The organism is [Leptolyngbya] sp. PCC 7376 (assembly GCF_000316605.1).
Classification (GTDB): Bacteria; Cyanobacteriota; Cyanobacteriia; order Cyanobacteriales; family MRBY01; genus MRBY01.
Window position 1 is genome coordinate 1,679,403 of sequence record NC_019683.1, and the last position, 18,087, is coordinate 1,697,489.

Consider the following 18,087-nt stretch of genomic DNA (forward strand, 5'->3'; position numbering starts at 1 on the left):
TTGAGGGTGTGAATACACACCACTGCTTGGTGTTTCTAGCATAGTGGAACCACTCCGATCCCATCCCGAACTCGGCTGTGAAACGCTATTGCGGCGACGATACCTCTGGGGTAGCCCATCGGGAAAATAGCTCAATGCCAAGCTTCTCTTCTTTATATAAAACTGAATATATCTAATTAGGCTCTCTATCAGCTTTGATAGGGAGCTTATTTGTTTTTGAATGTCGATTGAGCAAAGACTAATTTTCTTGGGAAACGTATAATCAATTTGTAGTGTTTTGAGCTGTCCTAATTAATGAATCTAGAGTCTAATATTCCGGCTGATTCTCTCTATTTTGAGAGATTGCAGCAGGCTTGTGAATTACAGGATGGCTTGATGGTAACTTTTTCGATAGGGAGCTTATTTGTTTGGTTGAGTTTCTCTTCGCTATATTGATAGAGGTATTTAATGGTTGTTTTATGAATCGCTATTCTTGTATTTTTATCGCTGGATTGATGGGTTTGGGGGTTGCGATGACTACTCGGGTCACTGCTGAAACGGAAAGTGATTTGATGTATCGACCTGCTTCAATTTCTTCTGGTCAGGAAATCAGTGATCGTCTTACTGAAGCTGATATTCCTACTGGTGAAGGTGGTTTTGCCCGAGATTATGCTGTGAATTTAACTGAAGGTGATCAGGTCGCTATCGATTTGCTCTCGGATGATTTTGATTCTTTGGTTATATTATTGGCGACTGATGGTACAACGGTTGCTGAAAATGATGATGGGCCTGACGGCTCAACGAATTCATTATTGTTTATGCGGATTACAGAAACAGGTCGCTATATTGTTCGAGTTAGAGCTTTTGGTGAAACTGGTGGTGGTGAGTTTTCTTTGAAAGTAACTCGTTTACAGCCTATTGCAGAATAAGGCTACCCAAGGCTATTGCAATACTTTCTGTCCACTCCACAGTGGCTCCATATGTATCTCCTGTATGGCCGTTGAATTTAGCTTTAAACCAAAAGCTTATGGCGATCGCCACAGTTATTGACATAATCGTAACTTGAGCAATACTGAAAATACCTATCGAAGCGATACGGAAAATTCCAAGTAGACTGATGGCTGGTAATGTTGCAGTAATAAGATCTGGTATGCCGTTGAAGTCTCGTTTATGAAATGCTCCTTTACCTTTGGGTTTGAGGTATGGAAACAAGGCGATCGCTACGACTTGTGACCATCTTCCCCACATTGGTATGAACAGTAATAGCCACCAGTGATTTTCTGCTAAAGAAGCGATTGCGGCAAACTTGAATAGCAGAATAATAATGGCAGTCATTGCTCCAAAAGCACCTGTTACGCTATCTGCCATCACCTCAAGTCGCTTATCTGGATTAGTTACAGCAAGTCCATCAGCACTATCCATTGCGCCATCTAAATGCAGACCTCCAGTAATACCTAGCCATAGACTAGTGACAATTATTCCCCGAATTAAACTGGGTGCATTGACTGTTGATAGACCAAGAAAAACAGAGCTTAAAATTCCTCCGATGATTAAACCGACGAGAGGACACCAACGAGCAATTCTGTGAAAACTAGGATTCCAACTGTTGGGAATGAGCAAAATCGTATAGAAAATGAATGCTCCAAGTAGCGATCGCCAAAGATTTATGAGAGCTAAAACCGCTTGTCGCATAGTGTTTGCTAGATTCAGGGAAAAAATTTTCTCTTTATGAGAGAAATTTAGAAAATCTTAAGTTAAGATTATGTCGGAGAGTCGCAGATCATTAAGCGATAACTTCTGGCCATGAAGATTTGGATCAAACTACCGTTTTAGTAACGTACGATCCTTATTCCTCCATTCTCTTTCTTCTGAGCGAAATTGAAAACGCTTTAGCCTTGGGGCACTAGATGATATTGCGATATCATCCAGAATCTTGCGCTTAATTTTTCACTCGACCGTATTATCCCTTGTTTCTATCTGCCTTTAAAAACTAATGAGTCATCAGTTCTACTCTCGCCATCTACCAGCCCCATGCCTTATTTCAACAGGTACTGTTGTGAATAAAAGCGATATGAAGCGGTTACTCCAAGACCTTGCTTGGGTAAAGTACTCTCATTTTTTGGATGGGGAACAGAAGAGTCAAGGAGAAGGCTGGATTGTTGAAGTTTTTGATGATGAACAACAGGCAACCCTTGTTGTTCATCAGTCCCTATATTTAAATCTTCATAGCTTTGATTATTTAGAGCTGAAGGTTGGAGATGATGGCAAAACTTATTTTGAGTTGGTGCAAGATAACCGAGTATTGCGTTTAGATGTCGCACAAAATCCTCAGCAGGCGAATCCTCTTGAGGTAAAGTCTGTTCCTGATGGTGCACTAGAAGAAATGGTTACTCAGGTTTTATCGGCGCGTTGGGATGTGCAGATGGATGATGATGAGCATTTTCATTTCTGAATTTTTGCAAGTAAGTAGACGTTAGCTTTGATTTTCGTCGCAGATTAGGAATCTTGGGTTTTAGAATAAGCGAGGGTACATTACCCTCGTTTTGTTGTTTGTAACGGATATTAATCGGTGAGCCATTTTTCTTTTGAGCTGAAAAAAGAATGTCAGGATACTAAGGCACGGGTAGGCGTTTTTAATACGCCCCATGGAATTGTAGAGACACCTCGGTTTATGCCTGTGGGAACTTTGGCGAATGTGAAAGGGATTACGCCGGATCATTTAGCGCAAGCCCAGGCTCATATGGTTTTATCGAATACTTATCATTTGCATCTACAGCCAGGTGAGGGCATCGTTAAAAAGGCTGGTGGCTTGCATCGGTTTATGGCTTGGGATGGACCAATTTTGACGGACTCCGGTGGGTTTCAGGTTTTTAGTTTGAGCGAAATGCGCAAGATTCGCGAAGAAGGGGTTGTTTTTCGTTCGCCGAAGGATGGTCGATTAATTGATATGACGCCGGAGCGTTCTATTCAAATCCAGAATGATCTGGGTGCAGATGTAATTATGGCGTTTGATGAGTGTCCGCCTGGGGATGCTGGTCGTGATGTGGTGGAGGCAGCAACAGCGAGAACCTATCGTTGGTTAAAGCGATGTGTTGCGGCGCATAAGCGAGATGATCAAGCGCTGTTTGGGATTGTGCAGGGTGGTATTTTTCTTGATTTGCGAGCAAAGGCTGCTGCTGAGTTGGTTGATTTAGATTTGCCCGGCTATGCAATTGGCGGAGTGAGTGTGGGGGAGTCGCCGGAAAATATTCGAAAGGTGGTTCAGCATACGGCTCCTTTATTACCGAAGGAAAAAATTCGGTATTTGATGGGAGTCGGAACCTATCGGGAAATGGCGCAGGCGATCGCCTCAGGGATTGATGTATTCGATTGTGTGATTCCGACTCGCTTGGGTCGTCATGGGGCTGCCCTTGTACAAGGCGATCGCTGGAATCTAAAAAATGCTCAGTTTAGGGAAGATTTTCAGCCTTTAGATGAAACTTGTCCTTGTTATACATGTCAGAATTTCACGCGAGCTTATTTGCATCATTTAATTAAAGCGAAAGAAATGTTGGCATATATGCTGCTTTCTTTACATAACGTTACGGAGCTGATTCAGTTTACTGTAAGAATTCGTGAATCTATCTTGGGCGATCGCTTTGTGGAGGATTTTGGCGACTGGCTAGAACCAGAGCCTTCTGAGAAGACCAACTCATGCTAGGATCGACTGCAAATATTAAGATACAACGTTCATAAGGTCATATATGGAAGCGGCATTATTACTTGCGAAACTCCCCGAGGCATACTCCATTTTCGATCCTCTCGTCGATGTTTTGCCTCTCATCCCTTTGTTTTTCTTGCTCCTTGCTTTTGTTTGGCAGGCAGCGGTTGGTTTCAAGTAAATCTTCGCTTGAACAACTTAAAAATACCAATTAATAAAAGCATCTCTACAGAGATGCTTTTTGTTGTTTTGAGTATTGTTTTGTAACGAAAGCCTAGTCTTGTTTCATAATTGCTTTTCGAAATGCTAGGCGATCGCCTAACCGTTTTAAATATCCCTGAATATTCGGATAAAGCGATAAATCGACATCCTGAAACATCATGGGAATGTATGCCAAAATCGAACCTAGTGCCACATCAACTACCCCAAACTTGTCGCCGAGCATAAAGGGTGAGCTGCTAAGAATATCGTTTAAAGGTTGTAAATACCGCTTCATTACTTCGTTGCGATTCTCATTGGGTGTTAATCCCATTGATAAACTGGAGTTTGCGAATAGCACCCATTGATAAACTTCTGCCTTACCCTGTGGAGTGGTTGGCATCTTGCCAAATTTTTCAGCGAGATAAATTAAGATTGCGCCCGATTCCCAAACTTTCACATTATTGCCATCTGTAATAGCTGGGACTTGACCCATTGGATTGATGGCAAGATAGCTAGGAAGTTTATGTTCACCACCCTGCATGTCAAGTTGAACAAATTCATATTCTGCGCCAAGTTCCTCAAGATACCATTGCACGATTGAGGCACGGCTCCGAGCGCCACCGTAGAGTTTAAGCATGATGATTGGTTTAAATGATGTCTATTAACTGAGTACTTGAAATGTCTTATTGCATCTAGCTTACCCAGTCTTTAGTTTGTCTAGTGTTCTATTTCTTTAAGGATGACTTTCTCTGAATGTTAGAATAAACCGCGTTTTCCATTTGGCATAATCGTTGCCCAATTTGTTTTCGCTTTTTTGAGCTGGTCTTCTGTAATTTTTGCGTTGGTTAAATTCGCGCCACAGAGGTTTGTACCATCGACAATTGCATAATTCAAATAGGCATAACTTAAATCTGCGCCCCGTAAATCTGCCTTACTTAAATTTGTGTAGCTAAAGTAAGCACGTCCTAAATTGGCATCTCGTAAATTCGCACTCGCTAAATTAGCTTTTCCGAAGTCTGCGTTAGATAAGTTAGCCCCTTGAAAATTTGCTCGCATCATTCGTGATTGGTGGAAGATGCAGCCAGATAAATTGGATTGCGGCAAACTAATACTCAATAAATTTTGTTGCCCAAAATCTCTGCGTCCTTTTTTGTAAGCATTTTGCAGGGCTTTGGCGTCTAACTTTCCGAGAGAATTCTTGCCACCAGAGCCCTTTGTTTTATTTTTGGATTTAAACCGAGAAGAGGACGATTTATGAGGAGTTGCACCTGCTCCGGGTGCCATACGATTGAGGGTGTTTTTCTTCGCGCCACCTTGTCCACCACGGCTTCCTAACCCTTGCCTGACGCTGCCAGTACCTTTGCGGCGATCGCGTCTTGCTCGGATAGCCATTGCTAAACGAGAATTGGCTGAAGTTGAAGGGCCACCTGTTGCATCATCATCGCTGGTAGGAGAGTTTGGATCATTTACCCCGCCTGTTGTCCCTGCGAAATCACCATCAGCCCCATTGGATAAACCCTGAGCCAAACTTTCCATATAAGGCTCCATATCGAGGGCATTGAGAGCATCCTCTGCGGATTGATATCGGTGTTTAACTGAACTCTCCAACATTTTGCGTAAGACACTAGCAAAACTATTGCTGATATCAACGAAAGATTCCCACATCATTTCGCCTGTGTTGGGGTTATAGTCCAGATCTTTGGGAGATTTGCCAGTTAATAGATAAAGGCAGGTAATACCGATGGCGTAGATATCACTGGCGTAGACGGGTCGCATCGCCATTTGCTCAGGTGGTGCATAACCGGGGGTACCAACAGCGAATGAAGTTAAGGCAGTTTGGTCTGAAGTATTGGCTGCTTCTTCTGGATTGACGCGATTTTTGACGGCGCCAAAATCAATAAGAACTAATTTTTTATCTTGTTCTCTACGGATTAGATTGGCTGGTTTAATGTCTCGGTGAATAACTTGTTGGGAGTGGATATATTGCACCATCGGCAAAATTTCACTCAGGAATTGTCTAGCGCCAGCTTCGCTAAACACACCATTTTTCTTGACTTCTTGCTGGAGGTTATTGCCTTTAACGTATTCTTGGACGAGATAAAATTGCTTGTCTGTTTCAAAGTAATCTAGCAGGCGAGGGACTTGGGGATGGTTCCCGATGCGACCAAGGGTTTGGGCTTCCCGCTCAAAGAGCTCCCGTGCCATTTCGAAAAGATGGGGCACATTAGTGGAGGGTCGTAGTTGCTTAATGACGCAAGATGGCTTTCCTGGCAAGCTTAAATCAACGGCGAGAAATGTTGCACCGAAGCCACCCTTTCCCAGACTTTTGAGAGGTTTATAGCGATCATGGAGAAATAAGCTACTACCGCAGGCTTGGCATGTCCTTGCTCTCAAGGGATTCTTCGGATTTTCGCACTCAGGGTTGATACAGTAGCTCATGCAGAGTCACCTTGCTTGGCAGGAGAGTATTGCTGGTTTTGCAATATGACGAAAGGCTAGATGGCCGTTTCTATGAGAGAAAAAAATTGCTCGTGTTCCCATCTTATCTTAGAGATCTCTATTGATAGGCGATGATCGTGATGGGTCTAAGGATAAATTTACTTAATAGCATATCCCAAAGTCTATGACCAATCGTGAATTGTCTGATGCTTTGGGTAAGTTATTTTAAACGATGCACTGTGCAGGGGGCGATCGCCCCTGTCCGGAAAGCGAGGGGAAGTTTGCGCGGCTAAAGGACAGGAAAACGTTTAGAATAAGTTCCTTGAAAGCTAAATGTAACGCCCAAAGTCAATGCGGATCTCCCTGAACTGGTTAAAAGAATTTGTTGATATTACGCTGTCTCCTGAAGAGCTAGCAAAAACCTTAACGGTTGCAGGGTTTGAGGTAGAAGAAATTGAAGATCGTCGTGCTTTAGCGGACGGTGTCGTGATCGGTAAGGTTGTGAATCGTGAGCAGCATCCCAATGCCGATAAGTTAAGCGTTTGCCAAGTGGATATTGGTGTTGAGGAGTTATCAACGATCGTTTGTGGTGCGAAGAATGTTCGGGCTGATATTTTTGTGCCTGTGGCGACTTTGGGCAGCTATCTTCCGACAGTGGATTTAAAACTGAAACCCACAAAATTACGCGGTGTTCAGTCTTCTGGAATGATTTGTTCGCTTTCGGAAATTGGTTTAGAGAAGGATTCGGAAGGGATTCATATTTTTGAGCAGCCAGATCTCAAGCCAGGTCAAGATGTTCGTCCGTTACTCGGTTTGGATGATGTTGTGCTCGATTTAACGGCCACTGCCAATCGCGCCGATGCATTGAGTATGGTAGGTGTGGCCCGTGAGGTGGCGGCATTGACTGGTGTTGATGTGAAACTTCCTGAAATTCCTGAGGCGATCGCCCCACCTTCTATCGTTGAAGTGACTGTTGAAGATTCTGAAGTTTGCCCAGCTTATATTGGCACGGTAATTGAAGGTGTGAAAACTGAGCCTTCTCCTGATTGGTTGAAATTTCGATTGCAGGCGGCTGGTACAAGACCCATTAATAATATTGTTGACATCACAAATTATGTATTGCTTGAATGGGGCCAACCTCTCCATGCATTTGACAGAGAGAAATTGCAAGACATTGCTGGGTCTAATGCTGTGGCTCTCGGTGTTCGCTTTGCCAAGGAAGGAGAAGTTCTCACAACGCTCGATGGTCAGGAACGAAAATTAGTTGAGCGCAATGTTGTCATTACAGCTGGCGATCAACCTGTGGCTTTAGCTGGTGTGATGGGCGGCGAAAATTCTGAAGTTTCTGATGGCACAACAAATATTGTGCTTGAAGCTGCTTTATTTGACCCTGTCGCAGTTCGTCGGTCGTCTAGAGCCCAATCCCTCCGTAGTGAAGCCTCTACTCGCTATGAGAGAGGTGTAAATCAAGTAGAACTCGATCGGGCAGCTCAACGGGCGATCGCCCTTCTTCAGGAATTAGCAGGCGGTAAAGTCGTTGCTAAAGGCAGTCATGATAGTCGCCCTGACCCAAATTCTCGCCCGAAAATCACTTTACGCTTAGCGCGTATCCACGAAATTCTCGGTCATGTGCAGAAAGGGGGTGAAGTTTTTGATGTGCCTATTGCTGATGCCGAGCGTATTCTGACCGACCTTAATTGTCAACTTGAGTCCGTTGGCGAAGGGGTTTGGGATGTGACAGTTCCCCCCTACCGTTACCGTGACCTAGAGCGCGAAATTGATCTCATTGAAGAAGTCGCTCGTCTTTATGGCTATGACCATTTCTGTGAGACTCTACCGGCCCAAACCGCCGCTGGTTATCTCTCAGCGAATGAAGTTGTCAATCGTAAGCTCCGCGAAAGTTTCCGTTCTGTGGGTCTGACAGAAGTCGTACATTACTCCCTCGTAAAGCCTGAACTAGCAGATATTAAGCTCGATAACCCTCTCTTTGAAGAATACTCTGCGTTGCGTAGAGAATTAATTACTGGTCTAGTTGATGCATTTGCTTACAACCAAGCTCAAGGGAATGGAGCGTTAAACGCATTTGAAATTGGCCGAATATTTTGGCGTGTCGACGATCAGCAAACAATGGAAGCAGATTCGCTGGCTGGAATTCTCGGTGGTGAAATTGCACCAGATGGCACATGGACAACAGGTGGTAAAGGTAAATCGATGACTTGGTTTGAAGCGAAGGGCTTACTGGAAGCGGTATTTGCTCAACTGAATCTCGATATTTCCTATCGCACTGAAACAAAAGTCGAGAAGCTCCATCCTGGTCGCACTGCATCGTTGTGGTTACAGGGTCGTCAGGTGGGTATTTTTGGTCAGTTGCACCCGCAGGTTCGCCAAGAAAAAGATTTAATGGATGCGGTTTATGTGTTCGAGCTGAAACTCGATATGCTCCAAACCGTTCTCAGTCGTCCTTCTCAGCAAGTGCCTGTCTTTAAGAAATTCTCCACTTATCCGGCAAGTACTCGTGACTTGGCATTCTTTTCAGGAACTGAGGTGACTGTTGGTGAACTAGAGCAAGCTATGAAGAAAGCCGCGAAGAAATTGTTGGCTGATGTGGAGCTGTTCGATGAATATTGCGGAAAAGGTGTTCCTGAAGGTCAACGGAGTTTGGCGTTTAGTCTGAAATATCGTGCTTTAGATAAAACCTTAAAAGACGAGGAAATTGATCCTGTGCACCAAAAAGTGCGGGATACTCTCGTTAAAAAGTTTAAGGTGACTCTCAGAAGCTAATTGGCTAGAAAATATTCATGTTCGAGGCGATCGCCGCTGCCCTATATATCGGGCAAAAAAGTCGTCGTTTTTAGAGAGATCGATTACCGTTGCAGAAGAGGAGTAATCCACTTAAAGCAATGGCAAAAGTAAAGCTCAAAAAAACGCAGGTCAATACGGCGTGGCAGCTGCCTGAACCTGTCAAAGTACCAGAGGGTTATCTGCTCAAAGATCCGAATGATGGCCTGAATATTTTTACCTTTATCTTTATCGGCATTTGGCTGTCGGTGTGGTGTGGTATCTCATTCCCTATGTTTGGGATGTTTGTCTGGAAGTTTATTACCGATCCAGAACTAGAGCATTTGTTACCTGTGTTATTTCTGAGTCTCTTTGTCGCCATTGGTACAGCTGGACTGATCTGGGGTGGGCGATCGCTCTATCGTATTTATCGGATTAAGGTGGGTGAAATTATTTTGCCGACTTACCCACTGCGCCAAGGAGAAACCTATCGCATCAGATATCGCCGCGCACTGCGCCAGGGCCGCACAAAAGATCCCACAACGGTTACTGCTTCCTGGGTGAATTATGAATGGGTGGAATATCGTCGCGGCACAGATACTGTCACTGCTACTCATGAATTAGACAAAATTGAGCTGATGGATAAAACGGTGATGGCTGGTGTCAAGCAAGTGGAATATGACACGCAAATAACAGTGCCTAAGGATGCACCAACGTCGATTTATGCCCCTCACAATCAAGTGCGATGGGAACTACAAGTGAAAATTCATATTCCCGGCGTGGCTAAAGATGCGTCCCATTTTGTGGTGAAAGTCTTACCCGCTTAAGTTTGAAATTGACCTAAACTTCGCTGAAATCTGATGATCGATCTGCAACTCGAACAATCACAAATTGCCCTGAGCCATACATTGTCTGGCGAGTTTACGTGGCAGCCCGATAATCCTGATAAAGAACCAAAGTCAGCCAAAGTTTCGATGGCATGGTTTACGGAAGGCAGAGGAACGCGCGACTATCAAACTGTTGTTTCTCAATCTATTGAACCGGAGCGCCTTTTAAAATTTCGGCAACGTCCTTTTGAGTTTCAGCTTGCAGTGCCCTACGATGCACCGCTGACTTATAACGGCCATATGTTTCGGCTGATGTGGGAGGTGGAGGTACGCATTGTCTTTCCCGGTATTTTTCGTCCTAAAGAAAAAGTCACCCAAATCATTCAAGTCGTTCCCCACTAATGGTTGTCGATCCTTACGCAGCGATTGGTCTCCAGCGAAATCCTTTTATCGGAGAAGAACAACTTTCAGAGCCGGATGGTATTTGGCTTGATCGGGGATTTTCGGAGCCTCCAGAACCGAAGGCTCGCCAACTAGTCCAAATTCTCGGTGATAAAGGGTTTGGAAAATCATCTCACCTCAAATATTGGCGATCGCACACTGGAGGGAGTTATTGTTATTATCCACCGGGTTTAGGGCGTTGGAAATTTCCCAAAATTGAGTCGATTGTTTACTGGGATGAAGGCGATCGCCTGCCATTCATTTTGCTAATTCCAGCATTAATTTTGGCAAGTTTAACTGGCACAACCATTGCCGTCGGAACTCATCGAGATTTGGGATTCTGGGCAAAATTATTTGGCTTGAAAGTCACAACAATTGAATTGCCACCCGTTACTCCACAATTGCTACAAACTTGGGCAAACCTGAAAATTAAAGCTGCGATTATTCCAGAACAAAATTGCCCGGTGAAATTATCTTTATCTGAAGCCGAGGAAATAATTGAGAAAGCAGAAGGTTCTTGGCGTACTGCAACTGATTATCTGCATATCTGGGCCGCGGCGATCGCCATCAAACGTGCCAAAACAAAATCGTTCTCAACGTAAAATCTGAAAATTTTTGATACCCTGAGGCGTTTCCTCTTGTCGTTCTACCTTGGTCACTTGAGCCATCGGTGAACCCTCCTCACACCACTGGGCGATCGCCTCTAATTGTATATCTGTACCTTCAAACCAAGCCTCTACCCGACCATCCCGTAAATTTCTTACCCAACCCTGAACACCTAATCCTTCTGCTTTGAGTTTGGTGTAGTAGCGATAACTGACCCCTTGTACCCGGCCTGAGACCCAAACATGAAGCGCTTTTGATTCCATAAATTTTTATTCCCCTTACACAGAAAAAGAGGTTGATCCATAGCAGCAGATCAACCCCGATAATTGTGGGAACGCATCAAAAACAATTATTTTAGTTTTGCAATACCAGCTTCACGTTGGCATTATTCAGACCACGCTGCTTGACTTCATTCAAAGTCTTATTCACAGCGTATTTTTGGTTAATAGAATTAATAAGTTCAGTTTGATTGTGCTTCTTCGCAACACCCCAAAGATCTGCGATGAGGTCAAAGCTACCATCAGAATTGCGAGTCCAGCCAAGATCATAGTCGCCTTCTAGAGTTGCAACGATGTCCGCTTGGATTTGTTGGCCATTATAGCCACGTACCGCAGCGTCAGTATTGACGGAAATGCCGAGATCGCGCAAGGAAGACTTGAGGACTTCAGAGTCAGTGATTTTCGTGCGTAAAGTACTAAAGTGAGACATGGAAATAGTTCTCCAAAAACAACAACAGTTTTGAGTTTTTTGCTTGAGTTTGCCACCCGTTGAAAAGTGGTCTTTTTGGTTTAAGCTGCCAACAAGCTGGGAATCTTGCTGACCTTAATCTGGGAGGGATTAAGACTGTATTTAGAACTCCAGTCGCTGGTATTCAGCAACGGAAGCCGAAGCAGGTCGGGCACGCTGTCTAGCCCAATCACGGAGGCCGCTAACCTGTTCTGTCATGGTGCGAGATAAGGGGAGAGTCGCTTTAATCGCGGCGATTATATCAAGCTGAGTGAACTCCCTGTCCTGAGCAAACGCGTCATACATTGCTGCGATGATTGCCTGCTCAACTTCTGCACCGGAAAAACCTTCTGAAATTTTTGCCAGTTGGGCTGCATCAAAGCGATCGCCCTCTGGACGGCGTTTAGAAAGATGAATATTGAAAATATCTTCGCGTTCGTTGGAGTTGGGTAGATCAACGAAGAAGATTTCATCGAAACGACCTTTCCGTAGAAACTCGCCGGGTAAACGATCAACACGGTTGGCTGTCGCCATTACGAATACCGGAGATTCTTTTTCCTGCATCCATGTGAGGAAAGAACCGAAGATTCGGCTGGATGTACCACCATCAGAATCTGCCGAGCCAGATGAACCAGCAAATGCTTTATCCAATTCATCAATAAATAAGATGGCTGGGGAAATCGATTCGGCAGTTTTTAAAGCGCTACGGAGATTTGCTTCTGATCTTCCAACTGTAGAGCCGTCATAGACTCGTCCCATATCGAGGCGGAGTAATGGTAGTCCCCAAAGGCGTGATGTGGTTTTCGCCAGCAGTGATTTACCACAACCGGGTACACCGAGAATTAACATCCCTTTTGGTTGAGGTAAACCATAGGTGCGTGCAGCTTCAGTAAAGGCATTAGACCGTTGTTTTAGCCAACGTTTAAGTTCGTCTAATCCACCAATTGCATCAATGGTTTCATCTTCTTCGATAAATTCCAGGATGCCATTACGACGAATGAGTTGTTTTTTTTCAGAGAGAACGATATCAACTTCTGTGGCAGTGAGCTTTTTCGCTGTGACCTGAGCTTTCCGGTAAACCTTCTCGGCTTCGTCTTTCGTTAAACCTAGGGCTGCTTTGAGAAGCTTTTCTCTTGTTGCAGGACTGGTGGGCTGTAAGGGCGATAAATGCTTTGATAAAACGAGATCTAGTTCATCCAATGTCGGCAGGGGAAAATCCAAGACAACGACATCTTTTTCAAGTTCCAAAGGAACCTTCTGGTAAGGCGACATCAACACAATGTTTTTGTTTGAACCTCTCTTAAAAGAGGCGATCGCATCCCGGAGCCAGCGGACTGTGCTGGGGTCGTCGAGGAAAGGATGGAGATCCTTGAAAATAAAAATGCCTGAGCCTTCGTGGTGAATTACCTCACGAATTGCAGCTTCGGCTGACAAAGTTCGAGGTTGAGGCTTGCGGTCTGAATCGTACTTGACCAAACCATGGGTCATTGTCCAGACATAAACCGTTTCGTATTCACATAATTGCGCGATGTGGGCGATCGCTGCTTCTGCCCGTTCTTCTTCTGGCGTGACGAGATAAATGAGAGGATATTTCGCCTGAATGAGAGTATTGAGTTCTTCTTTCATAACACCGACCAGTAAGAAAGGACAGAAAAGTGAGCTTTAGCTTCCCCCTAAGGACAAGGGACAAGCTCCGCATCATCAGTGGTAACACAAGCATTTTGGAGGTCTTGGGCAATGTCTTCATCAAGCAACACTGTGGGCTGCTGTTTTAAAGACACGAGTTGGTCATCCCTGAGGACGACGGCACCATCGCATTCTGGACATATATGAACGCGGTGGGTTTGACCATGAGCCTCCTGTGTCTCCTCAACGACCTCTGGATGTTTGAGGTAAAAACTGACCGCTTGTTCGACTAGGGCAGACATTGATTCGGCATCAAGGGCTGCTTTGATTTTGAGCTGACGGTGAATTGTGGTGGGGAGATAAAGAGTGACTTTTTGCTTATCTTGCATACGACTAACTGATGACTTACCCAGTGGGTATACTGCCTAACTTTAATGACCGTTTTTTGTACCGTCAAGCCTCCATAGCGTCATGACGCTATTCTTGTAATATTGCTTTACAAAAGGTGCGTGAAAAGTCTCATTCTGTAAAGAGGATTGCGTTTTACTGCTGGGCTATTGCAAAAAAAAATAAGTTGCTGGGTGATCGTCTCTTGACTGTTGTCTGGTTGCTGAAGAGTCCCTAAGCTATCAAAAAAATCGAGATGGATAAATATTGATTTGTTGTGATTATTATCCTAGTGATTTCACTTGGAAGGGACAGACTGAAGATATATTTCATCACATTAGAAATTCGACTCTGTATTGAGCCAATATCTGCAACTTTTTGAAACTTCTAACTAAATAGTTAATATCGGGATGACAGGATTCGAACCTGCGACCCCTTCATCCCGAACGAAGTTTATGATCCGGTGAAATCTTTGGTCGAATATACTCTCAGCTGTATTTGAGATTATCCCTATTCCAACTTCCATTCTTGATTTTGCCTGAAGAATTAATAAACTGAATCTATACTAATTCTGCTAATTTCTCTGTGCATCAGGCTTGCGCACTTCTGGTCATCCTGTATACTCTATGCTGGAAAATTAGTCCCAAAATGTTAGCAAGAAAATATGCCGAGCCAGCAACCATTAAAGCCAGCCGTTCTTGATGTTTTCTGTGGGGCAGGCGGCATGAGTTTAGGATTCCAAAGGGCTGGATGCAAAATCCTCGGTGGAATTGACCATAATCCCCATGCAGTGACTACCCATCATCAAAATTTCCCAAAATGTAAGTTGAAGCTTGAAGCTACCGATATTAGGACTCTAGAAGATTTACCAAGTTTGAACCTCCAACCTAGAGAGGTTGATATTTTAATTGGTGGGCCACCATGCCAGGTATTTTCGCGTGTTGGGCTTGGGAAAATGAAGCATGACTTAAAGTGGGATATCGAAAAAGACCATAGAAATTTCCTTTATAAGGAATACGTTCGATTTGTTGACTATTATCAGCCTTTTTTTTTCGTAATGGAGAATGTAGATAACCTTGCAAACAAGAAAGAGCTATTAAGTACAATTCTCGATGAATTAGCAGCCTGCGGCTATAAAGTCGAATACGAAGTATTAGATTCATCAAAATTTGGAGTTCCTCAACGAAGACGGAGAATATTTCTCATAGGAGTACGCTCAGATCTTTTGTGGGAACCTATTTTTCCAAAGCCAAGTGGTCAGAAAGCATTTAGTGTTGGAGATGCTATTAGTGATTTACCTGAACTCAAACCGATTATACTTTCCTTAAAAAGTAAATCTCGTGGGCCTAGGCAAAAGGATTGCGACCTACTATATCGTGGGGAGCCAGAGTCAATCTATCAGCAAAAGATGAGGCGTCATAACGGGGATCGAGTTCGTAATCATCTGTGCCGGGCACATAATGATAAAGATCTGGAAATATTTAAGACCCTAAAGCAAGGTGGTAAATATCGAGACCTTCCGGAAGAAATGATGCGTTATCGGGTTGATATTTTTGACGATAAATACCATCGATTGTACTGGGATAAGCCATCTTGGACTCTGACTGCCCATATGCGTAAAGACTGTTTAGCTTACATCCATCCATTGCAAACTAGGAGTATTTCGGTTAGAGAGGCTGCGAGAATCCAAAGCTTTCCGGATAATTTTGTGTTTCAGGCACCAATGACTCGTATGTTTGAATTAATCGGTAACTCCGTACCTCCGCTACTCGCTGAAGCCGTGGCAAAACCTATTGTGAAACTAATACGGAGATATTATAGCCAGAAAGTCACGAGACAGAATGATACTGTACGATCAAAAGTCTCCTAACTTTCTTAGAACCTGATGTTGTTAGGAAGCCGCATGCTATACATCTTCTTTGTGGCATTCATTCCACGATATATACAATGAATGACATTTCGATAGTTATAAGCTGTGTGCTCTTTACATTTGTCCTGTATTGATTTGTTTGCTTGTAAGGTACATGCATAAAAAACGAGTGCCTACCATGTGTAGTCTATACCTGTTTAGAAGTTCTATTTTGATTCCTCATAATAACAATGCGATGGTTTTGTTTCTCCATCCTATATTTGACCATTTTCTATAGAGGCATTTACGATGTCTAGCTTGTCTCCTTCTTCAAAGTCAGCGCCTTTTCGTCCGAGGGCACGTCTATTAAGGACAATTGGTGACGAACTTGTCAGTAGTGAAACTGTTGCAATCACAGAATTGGTTAAAAATTCTTATGATGCCGATGCAAGTTTTGTTCTGATTCGGTTTACAGGGCCATTGAAAACAGATAAAGGACAGATTGAGATTATTGATGATGGACATGGTATGTCTTTGGAGACAATTCAGAATTCTTGGATGGAGCCTGCCAACTCTAACAAAAAGCAAAATAATCGCAGTCCTAAACTATTACGTCGTGTATTAGGGAATAAGGGGGTTGGTCGTTTTGCTGCATCACGGCTTGCTCACTCTTTAGAAATTATAACTCGTGCTAAAAATTCGTCTTCCGAGGTTACAGCGCTGTTTGACTGGAGACAATTTGATGATGAGTCTAAATATCTTGATGAAATTGAGGTGTTATGGGACGAAACAGAACCCGATGAAATCAAACCAGATAGTTTTTTAAGCTGCCTTGATTTTTCTTATTTGGAAGGGATTAGGACTGAAGGTGATCATGGGACAATATTGAGAGCTGGAGAGTTGAGAAACTCATGGACACGCAAAAACTTGACAACTCTAAAAAGTAGTTTGTCAAGATTAGTTTCTCCATTTGAAGCTTCAATCGCATCTGGATTTTCGATATATTTACAGCTTCCTGTAGACTTCCGCGACCTGTCTGGGAAAATAGAACCTCCGGATTCATTAGGTAGTCCTCACTATAAAATATTTGGGAGAGTCTATGAAAATGGTTCTTGCGCGCTTACTTCAGAACAGTTTGTTATGGGCGAAAAGCTTCAGCAATCTATCGAAGCATCTCTTGCTGAAAGTGGAAAATCACTAAAATGTGGTTCTTTTGATGTTGATTTTAGGGTTTGGGATTTAGACGATTTGGACGGGCTCGCAAAAAAGAGACAAGTCACTATTCGCGATATCAAAAAAGACCTCAAATCGGCTGCTGGGATTAATGTTTATAGGGACGGTTTTAGGGTGTTACCGTATGGTGAGCCCAACAATGATTGGTTACGATTAGATATGCGCAGAGTTCAGAATCCTACTATGCGCTTGTCCAATAACCAGATTGTGGGATATATCAGTATATCGGCAGATAGAAACCCAGAGCTACAAGATCAGAGTAACAGAGAAGGGCTGATGGATGGACAGGCTGTTGAAGATCTTCAAAAGCTAGTTATAGAAGTTTTAATAAAGTTGGAAGCTATTCGATACATTGCGAGACGACGACCTGAAAGCAATGAAGCTATCCCTGAGTTATCTGAAGAAAATAGTCTTTCAAATAAATTTGCTTCACATGAGAATTTATTTGGGGGACTGGATTTCGCTCCAGTTCGAAAAGTCATTCAGGATAAGTACTCAAATGATGCTGAGATAATTTCCCTTTTTGAATATCAAGAAAAGAAACTAGAAAGAAGTGTTACTGCAGTAAAAGAGGCGTTATCACGGTATCAAAGGTTAGCTACTTTAGGTCAACTGATAGATACTATTTTGCATGATGGGAGAGCACCAATATTCAAGATAGATACTGAATCGGCTATATCAATTAGAAAAATCGAGAACGAGATAAAGAAAAATGGAGAGAGTGCTTTCTTAGAGACCTTAAAGGATAAATTTTCTGCTATAAAAGATCAGTCGGTTTTGATCAGCAGCCTTTTCAGAAGGATTGAACCATTTGGCGGACGAAAAAGAGGAAGACCAAAGAACTTAATACTAGAAGATGTTATTTCAGATACATTCTCTATTCTTGAAAATGAAATTGATAGATTGGGCATCGAGGTTCAACTACCAAGGTCTAAGACAAAAGTGACACTAGAACAATCAGAAATACAACAGATAGTTCTTAATTTGCTCGAAAATAGTATTGTTTGGCTCAGAAAAGTTCCAAAGGAAACTCGCAAGATATCAGTTTCCATCTTAAGAAAAAGTGCTGCAAGCATCGAATTGTTCTTTTCAGATAGCGGCCCAGGAATAGAGTCAAAGTATAGAGATAAAATATTTGAGCCATATTTCTCACTAAAGAAAGACGGAGTAGGACTGGGATTGACTATTGTTGGAGAAATAGTCACAGAGTACTACGATGGCAGATTAGAACTTATGGATAATGGCCCTCTGTCAGGTGCTACCTTCCGCGTGCTACTTAACAAGAGGGTGTAGAA

At 43.2% G+C, this 18,087-nt stretch carries 17 protein-coding genes and 1 rRNA gene; 11 read left to right on the top strand and 7 right to left on the bottom strand.

What is annotated here, in order from left to right:
• Window positions 1-25: 25 nt before the first annotated feature.
• Window positions 26-143 (top strand): 5S ribosomal RNA (rrf, locus tag LEPTO7376_RS07475).
• Window positions 144-494: 351 nt separating this feature from the next.
• Complete coding sequence (locus LEPTO7376_RS07480) at window positions 495-908, top strand: PPC domain-containing protein (RefSeq protein ID WP_225901203.1); 414 nt, start codon at window positions 495-497, stop codon at window positions 906-908.
• Here LEPTO7376_RS07480 and cobS read toward each other — a convergent pair.
• Window positions 895-1,671 carry an adenosylcobinamide-GDP ribazoletransferase gene (cobS, locus tag LEPTO7376_RS07485; RefSeq protein ID WP_015133602.1) on the bottom strand — a complete coding sequence of 259 codons (777 nt, stop codon included), beginning with the start codon at window positions 1,669-1,671 and terminating at the stop codon, window positions 895-897. The two genes, LEPTO7376_RS07480 and cobS, sit on opposite strands and share 14 nt — an antisense overlap.
• Window positions 1,672-1,972: 301 nt before the next feature.
• Between cobS and LEPTO7376_RS07490 the strand changes: the two genes are divergently transcribed.
• From LEPTO7376_RS07490 to LEPTO7376_RS07500, 3 genes are all read left to right on the top strand, one after another.
• Complete coding sequence (locus LEPTO7376_RS07490; RefSeq protein WP_015133603.1) at window positions 1,973-2,431, top strand: hypothetical protein; 459 nt, start codon at window positions 1,973-1,975, stop codon at window positions 2,429-2,431.
• A gap of 117 nt (window positions 2,432-2,548) precedes the next feature.
• On the top strand, window positions 2,549-3,679 hold the full coding sequence (gene tgt, locus LEPTO7376_RS07495; RefSeq protein ID WP_015133604.1) for a tRNA guanosine(34) transglycosylase Tgt: 1,131 nt from the start codon (window positions 2,549-2,551) through the stop codon (window positions 3,677-3,679).
• 43 nt (window positions 3,680-3,722) lie between these two features.
• Entirely contained in the window at window positions 3,723-3,860 is a 138-nt protein-coding gene (locus LEPTO7376_RS07500) for a photosystem II reaction center protein K (protein WP_012308371.1), read from the top strand.
• A 93-nt stretch (window positions 3,861-3,953) separates the two neighbouring features.
• Here LEPTO7376_RS07500 and LEPTO7376_RS07505 read toward each other — a convergent pair whose 3' ends face one another.
• Together LEPTO7376_RS07505 and LEPTO7376_RS07510 are read right to left on the bottom strand one after the other, a co-directional pair.
• Window positions 3,954-4,517, bottom strand: coding sequence for a glutathione S-transferase family protein (locus LEPTO7376_RS07505; RefSeq protein WP_015133605.1), 564 nt, complete (start codon window positions 4,515-4,517; stop codon window positions 3,954-3,956).
• 119 nt (window positions 4,518-4,636) lie between these two features.
• Window positions 4,637-6,319, bottom strand: coding sequence for a serine/threonine-protein kinase (locus tag LEPTO7376_RS07510; RefSeq protein ID WP_015133606.1), 1,683 nt, complete (start codon window positions 6,317-6,319; stop codon window positions 4,637-4,639).
• Between the two features lie 351 nt (window positions 6,320-6,670).
• Between LEPTO7376_RS07510 and pheT the strand changes: the two genes are divergently transcribed.
• The 4 genes from pheT (at window position 6,671) to LEPTO7376_RS07530 (ending at window position 10,967) form a co-directional block, all read left to right on the top strand.
• On the top strand, window positions 6,671-9,100 hold the full coding sequence (pheT, locus tag LEPTO7376_RS07515; RefSeq protein WP_015133607.1) for a phenylalanine--tRNA ligase subunit beta: 2,430 nt from the start codon (window positions 6,671-6,673) through the stop codon (window positions 9,098-9,100).
• A gap of 119 nt (window positions 9,101-9,219) precedes the next feature.
• On the top strand, window positions 9,220-9,924 hold the full coding sequence (locus LEPTO7376_RS07520; RefSeq protein WP_015133608.1) for a MerC domain-containing protein: 705 nt from the start codon (window positions 9,220-9,222) through the stop codon (window positions 9,922-9,924).
• Between the two features lie 33 nt (window positions 9,925-9,957).
• The gene (locus tag LEPTO7376_RS07525; RefSeq protein ID WP_015133609.1) at window positions 9,958-10,326 is read left to right on the top strand and encodes a hypothetical protein; all 369 of its coding nucleotides are present in this window, start codon (window positions 9,958-9,960) and stop codon (window positions 10,324-10,326) included.
• Window positions 10,326-10,967, top strand: a complete 642-nt coding sequence (locus tag LEPTO7376_RS07530; RefSeq protein ID WP_015133610.1) for a hypothetical protein — start codon at window positions 10,326-10,328, stop codon at window positions 10,965-10,967. Before LEPTO7376_RS07525 ends, LEPTO7376_RS07530 begins: the two co-directional genes overlap by 1 nt.
• Here the strand turns inward: LEPTO7376_RS07530 and LEPTO7376_RS07535 are convergent.
• The 4 genes from LEPTO7376_RS07535 to LEPTO7376_RS07550 all read right to left on the bottom strand — a co-directional run bounded on the left by LEPTO7376_RS07535 (window position 10,959) and on the right by LEPTO7376_RS07550 (window position 13,712).
• Window positions 10,959-11,234 (bottom strand): acylphosphatase, encoded by a 276-nt coding sequence (locus tag LEPTO7376_RS07535; protein ID WP_015133611.1) that lies wholly within the window; start codon window positions 11,232-11,234, stop codon window positions 10,959-10,961. The genes LEPTO7376_RS07530 and LEPTO7376_RS07535 overlap by 9 nt on opposite strands.
• A gap of 91 nt (window positions 11,235-11,325) precedes the next feature.
• Complete coding sequence (locus LEPTO7376_RS07540; protein ID WP_015133612.1) at window positions 11,326-11,679, bottom strand: DUF1257 domain-containing protein; 354 nt, start codon at window positions 11,677-11,679, stop codon at window positions 11,326-11,328.
• A gap of 141 nt (window positions 11,680-11,820) precedes the next feature.
• The gene (locus tag LEPTO7376_RS07545; protein WP_015133613.1) at window positions 11,821-13,323 is read right to left on the bottom strand and encodes an AAA family ATPase; all 1,503 of its coding nucleotides are present in this window, start codon (window positions 13,321-13,323) and stop codon (window positions 11,821-11,823) included.
• 47 nt (window positions 13,324-13,370) lie between these two features.
• Window positions 13,371-13,712 carry a hypothetical protein gene (locus LEPTO7376_RS07550; RefSeq protein WP_015133614.1) on the bottom strand — a complete coding sequence of 114 codons (342 nt, stop codon included), beginning with the start codon at window positions 13,710-13,712 and terminating at the stop codon, window positions 13,371-13,373.
• Window positions 13,713-14,374: 662 nt separating this feature from the next.
• On the opposite strand from LEPTO7376_RS07550, the gene LEPTO7376_RS07555 reads away from it, so the two are divergent.
• Both LEPTO7376_RS07555 and LEPTO7376_RS07560 read left to right on the top strand, forming a co-directional pair.
• Window positions 14,375-15,580 carry a DNA cytosine methyltransferase gene (locus LEPTO7376_RS07555; RefSeq protein ID WP_015133615.1) on the top strand — a complete coding sequence of 402 codons (1,206 nt, stop codon included), beginning with the start codon at window positions 14,375-14,377 and terminating at the stop codon, window positions 15,578-15,580.
• 288 nt (window positions 15,581-15,868) lie between these two features.
• A complete protein-coding gene (locus LEPTO7376_RS07560; protein ID WP_015133616.1) occupies window positions 15,869-18,085 on the top strand; it encodes an ATP-binding protein in 2,217 nt (738 codons plus the stop codon).
• The last annotated feature ends 2 nt before the right edge of the window (window positions 18,086-18,087 follow it).

Bases quoted from the DNA above. Each gene is read 5' to 3' on its own strand.
- LEPTO7376_RS07500 (WP_012308371.1), top strand. From the start codon at position 3,723: ATGGAAGCGGCATTATTACTTGCGAAACTCCCCGAGGCATACTCCATT.
- LEPTO7376_RS07545 (WP_015133613.1), bottom strand. From the start codon at position 13,323: ATGAAAGAAGAACTCAATACTCTCATTCAGGCGAAATATCCTCTCATT.
- LEPTO7376_RS07530 (WP_015133610.1), top strand. From the start codon at position 10,326: ATGGTTGTCGATCCTTACGCAGCGATTGGTCTCCAGCGAAATCCTTTT.
- LEPTO7376_RS07480 (WP_225901203.1), top strand. From the start codon at position 495: ATGGGTTTGGGGGTTGCGATGACTACTCGGGTCACTGCTGAAACGGAA.
- LEPTO7376_RS07555 (WP_015133615.1), top strand. From the start codon at position 14,375: ATGCCGAGCCAGCAACCATTAAAGCCAGCCGTTCTTGATGTTTTCTGT.
- LEPTO7376_RS07560 (WP_015133616.1), top strand. From the start codon at position 15,869: ATGTCTAGCTTGTCTCCTTCTTCAAAGTCAGCGCCTTTTCGTCCGAGG.
- LEPTO7376_RS07540 (WP_015133612.1), bottom strand. From the start codon at position 11,679: ATGTCTCACTTTAGTACTTTACGCACGAAAATCACTGACTCTGAAGTC.
- pheT (WP_015133607.1), top strand. From the start codon at position 6,671: ATGCGGATCTCCCTGAACTGGTTAAAAGAATTTGTTGATATTACGCTG.
- LEPTO7376_RS07510 (WP_015133606.1), bottom strand. From the start codon at position 6,319: ATGAGCTACTGTATCAACCCTGAGTGCGAAAATCCGAAGAATCCCTTG.
- LEPTO7376_RS07535 (WP_015133611.1), bottom strand. From the start codon at position 11,234: ATGGAATCAAAAGCGCTTCATGTTTGGGTCTCAGGCCGGGTACAAGGG.
- LEPTO7376_RS07520 (WP_015133608.1), top strand. From the start codon at position 9,220: ATGGCAAAAGTAAAGCTCAAAAAAACGCAGGTCAATACGGCGTGGCAG.
- LEPTO7376_RS07505 (WP_015133605.1), bottom strand. From the start codon at position 4,517: ATGCTTAAACTCTACGGTGGCGCTCGGAGCCGTGCCTCAATCGTGCAA.
- cobS (WP_015133602.1), bottom strand. From the start codon at position 1,671: ATGCGACAAGCGGTTTTAGCTCTCATAAATCTTTGGCGATCGCTACTT.
- LEPTO7376_RS07525 (WP_015133609.1), top strand. From the start codon at position 9,958: ATGATCGATCTGCAACTCGAACAATCACAAATTGCCCTGAGCCATACA.
- LEPTO7376_RS07490 (WP_015133603.1), top strand. From the start codon at position 1,973: ATGAGTCATCAGTTCTACTCTCGCCATCTACCAGCCCCATGCCTTATT.
- LEPTO7376_RS07550 (WP_015133614.1), bottom strand. From the start codon at position 13,712: ATGCAAGATAAGCAAAAAGTCACTCTTTATCTCCCCACCACAATTCAC.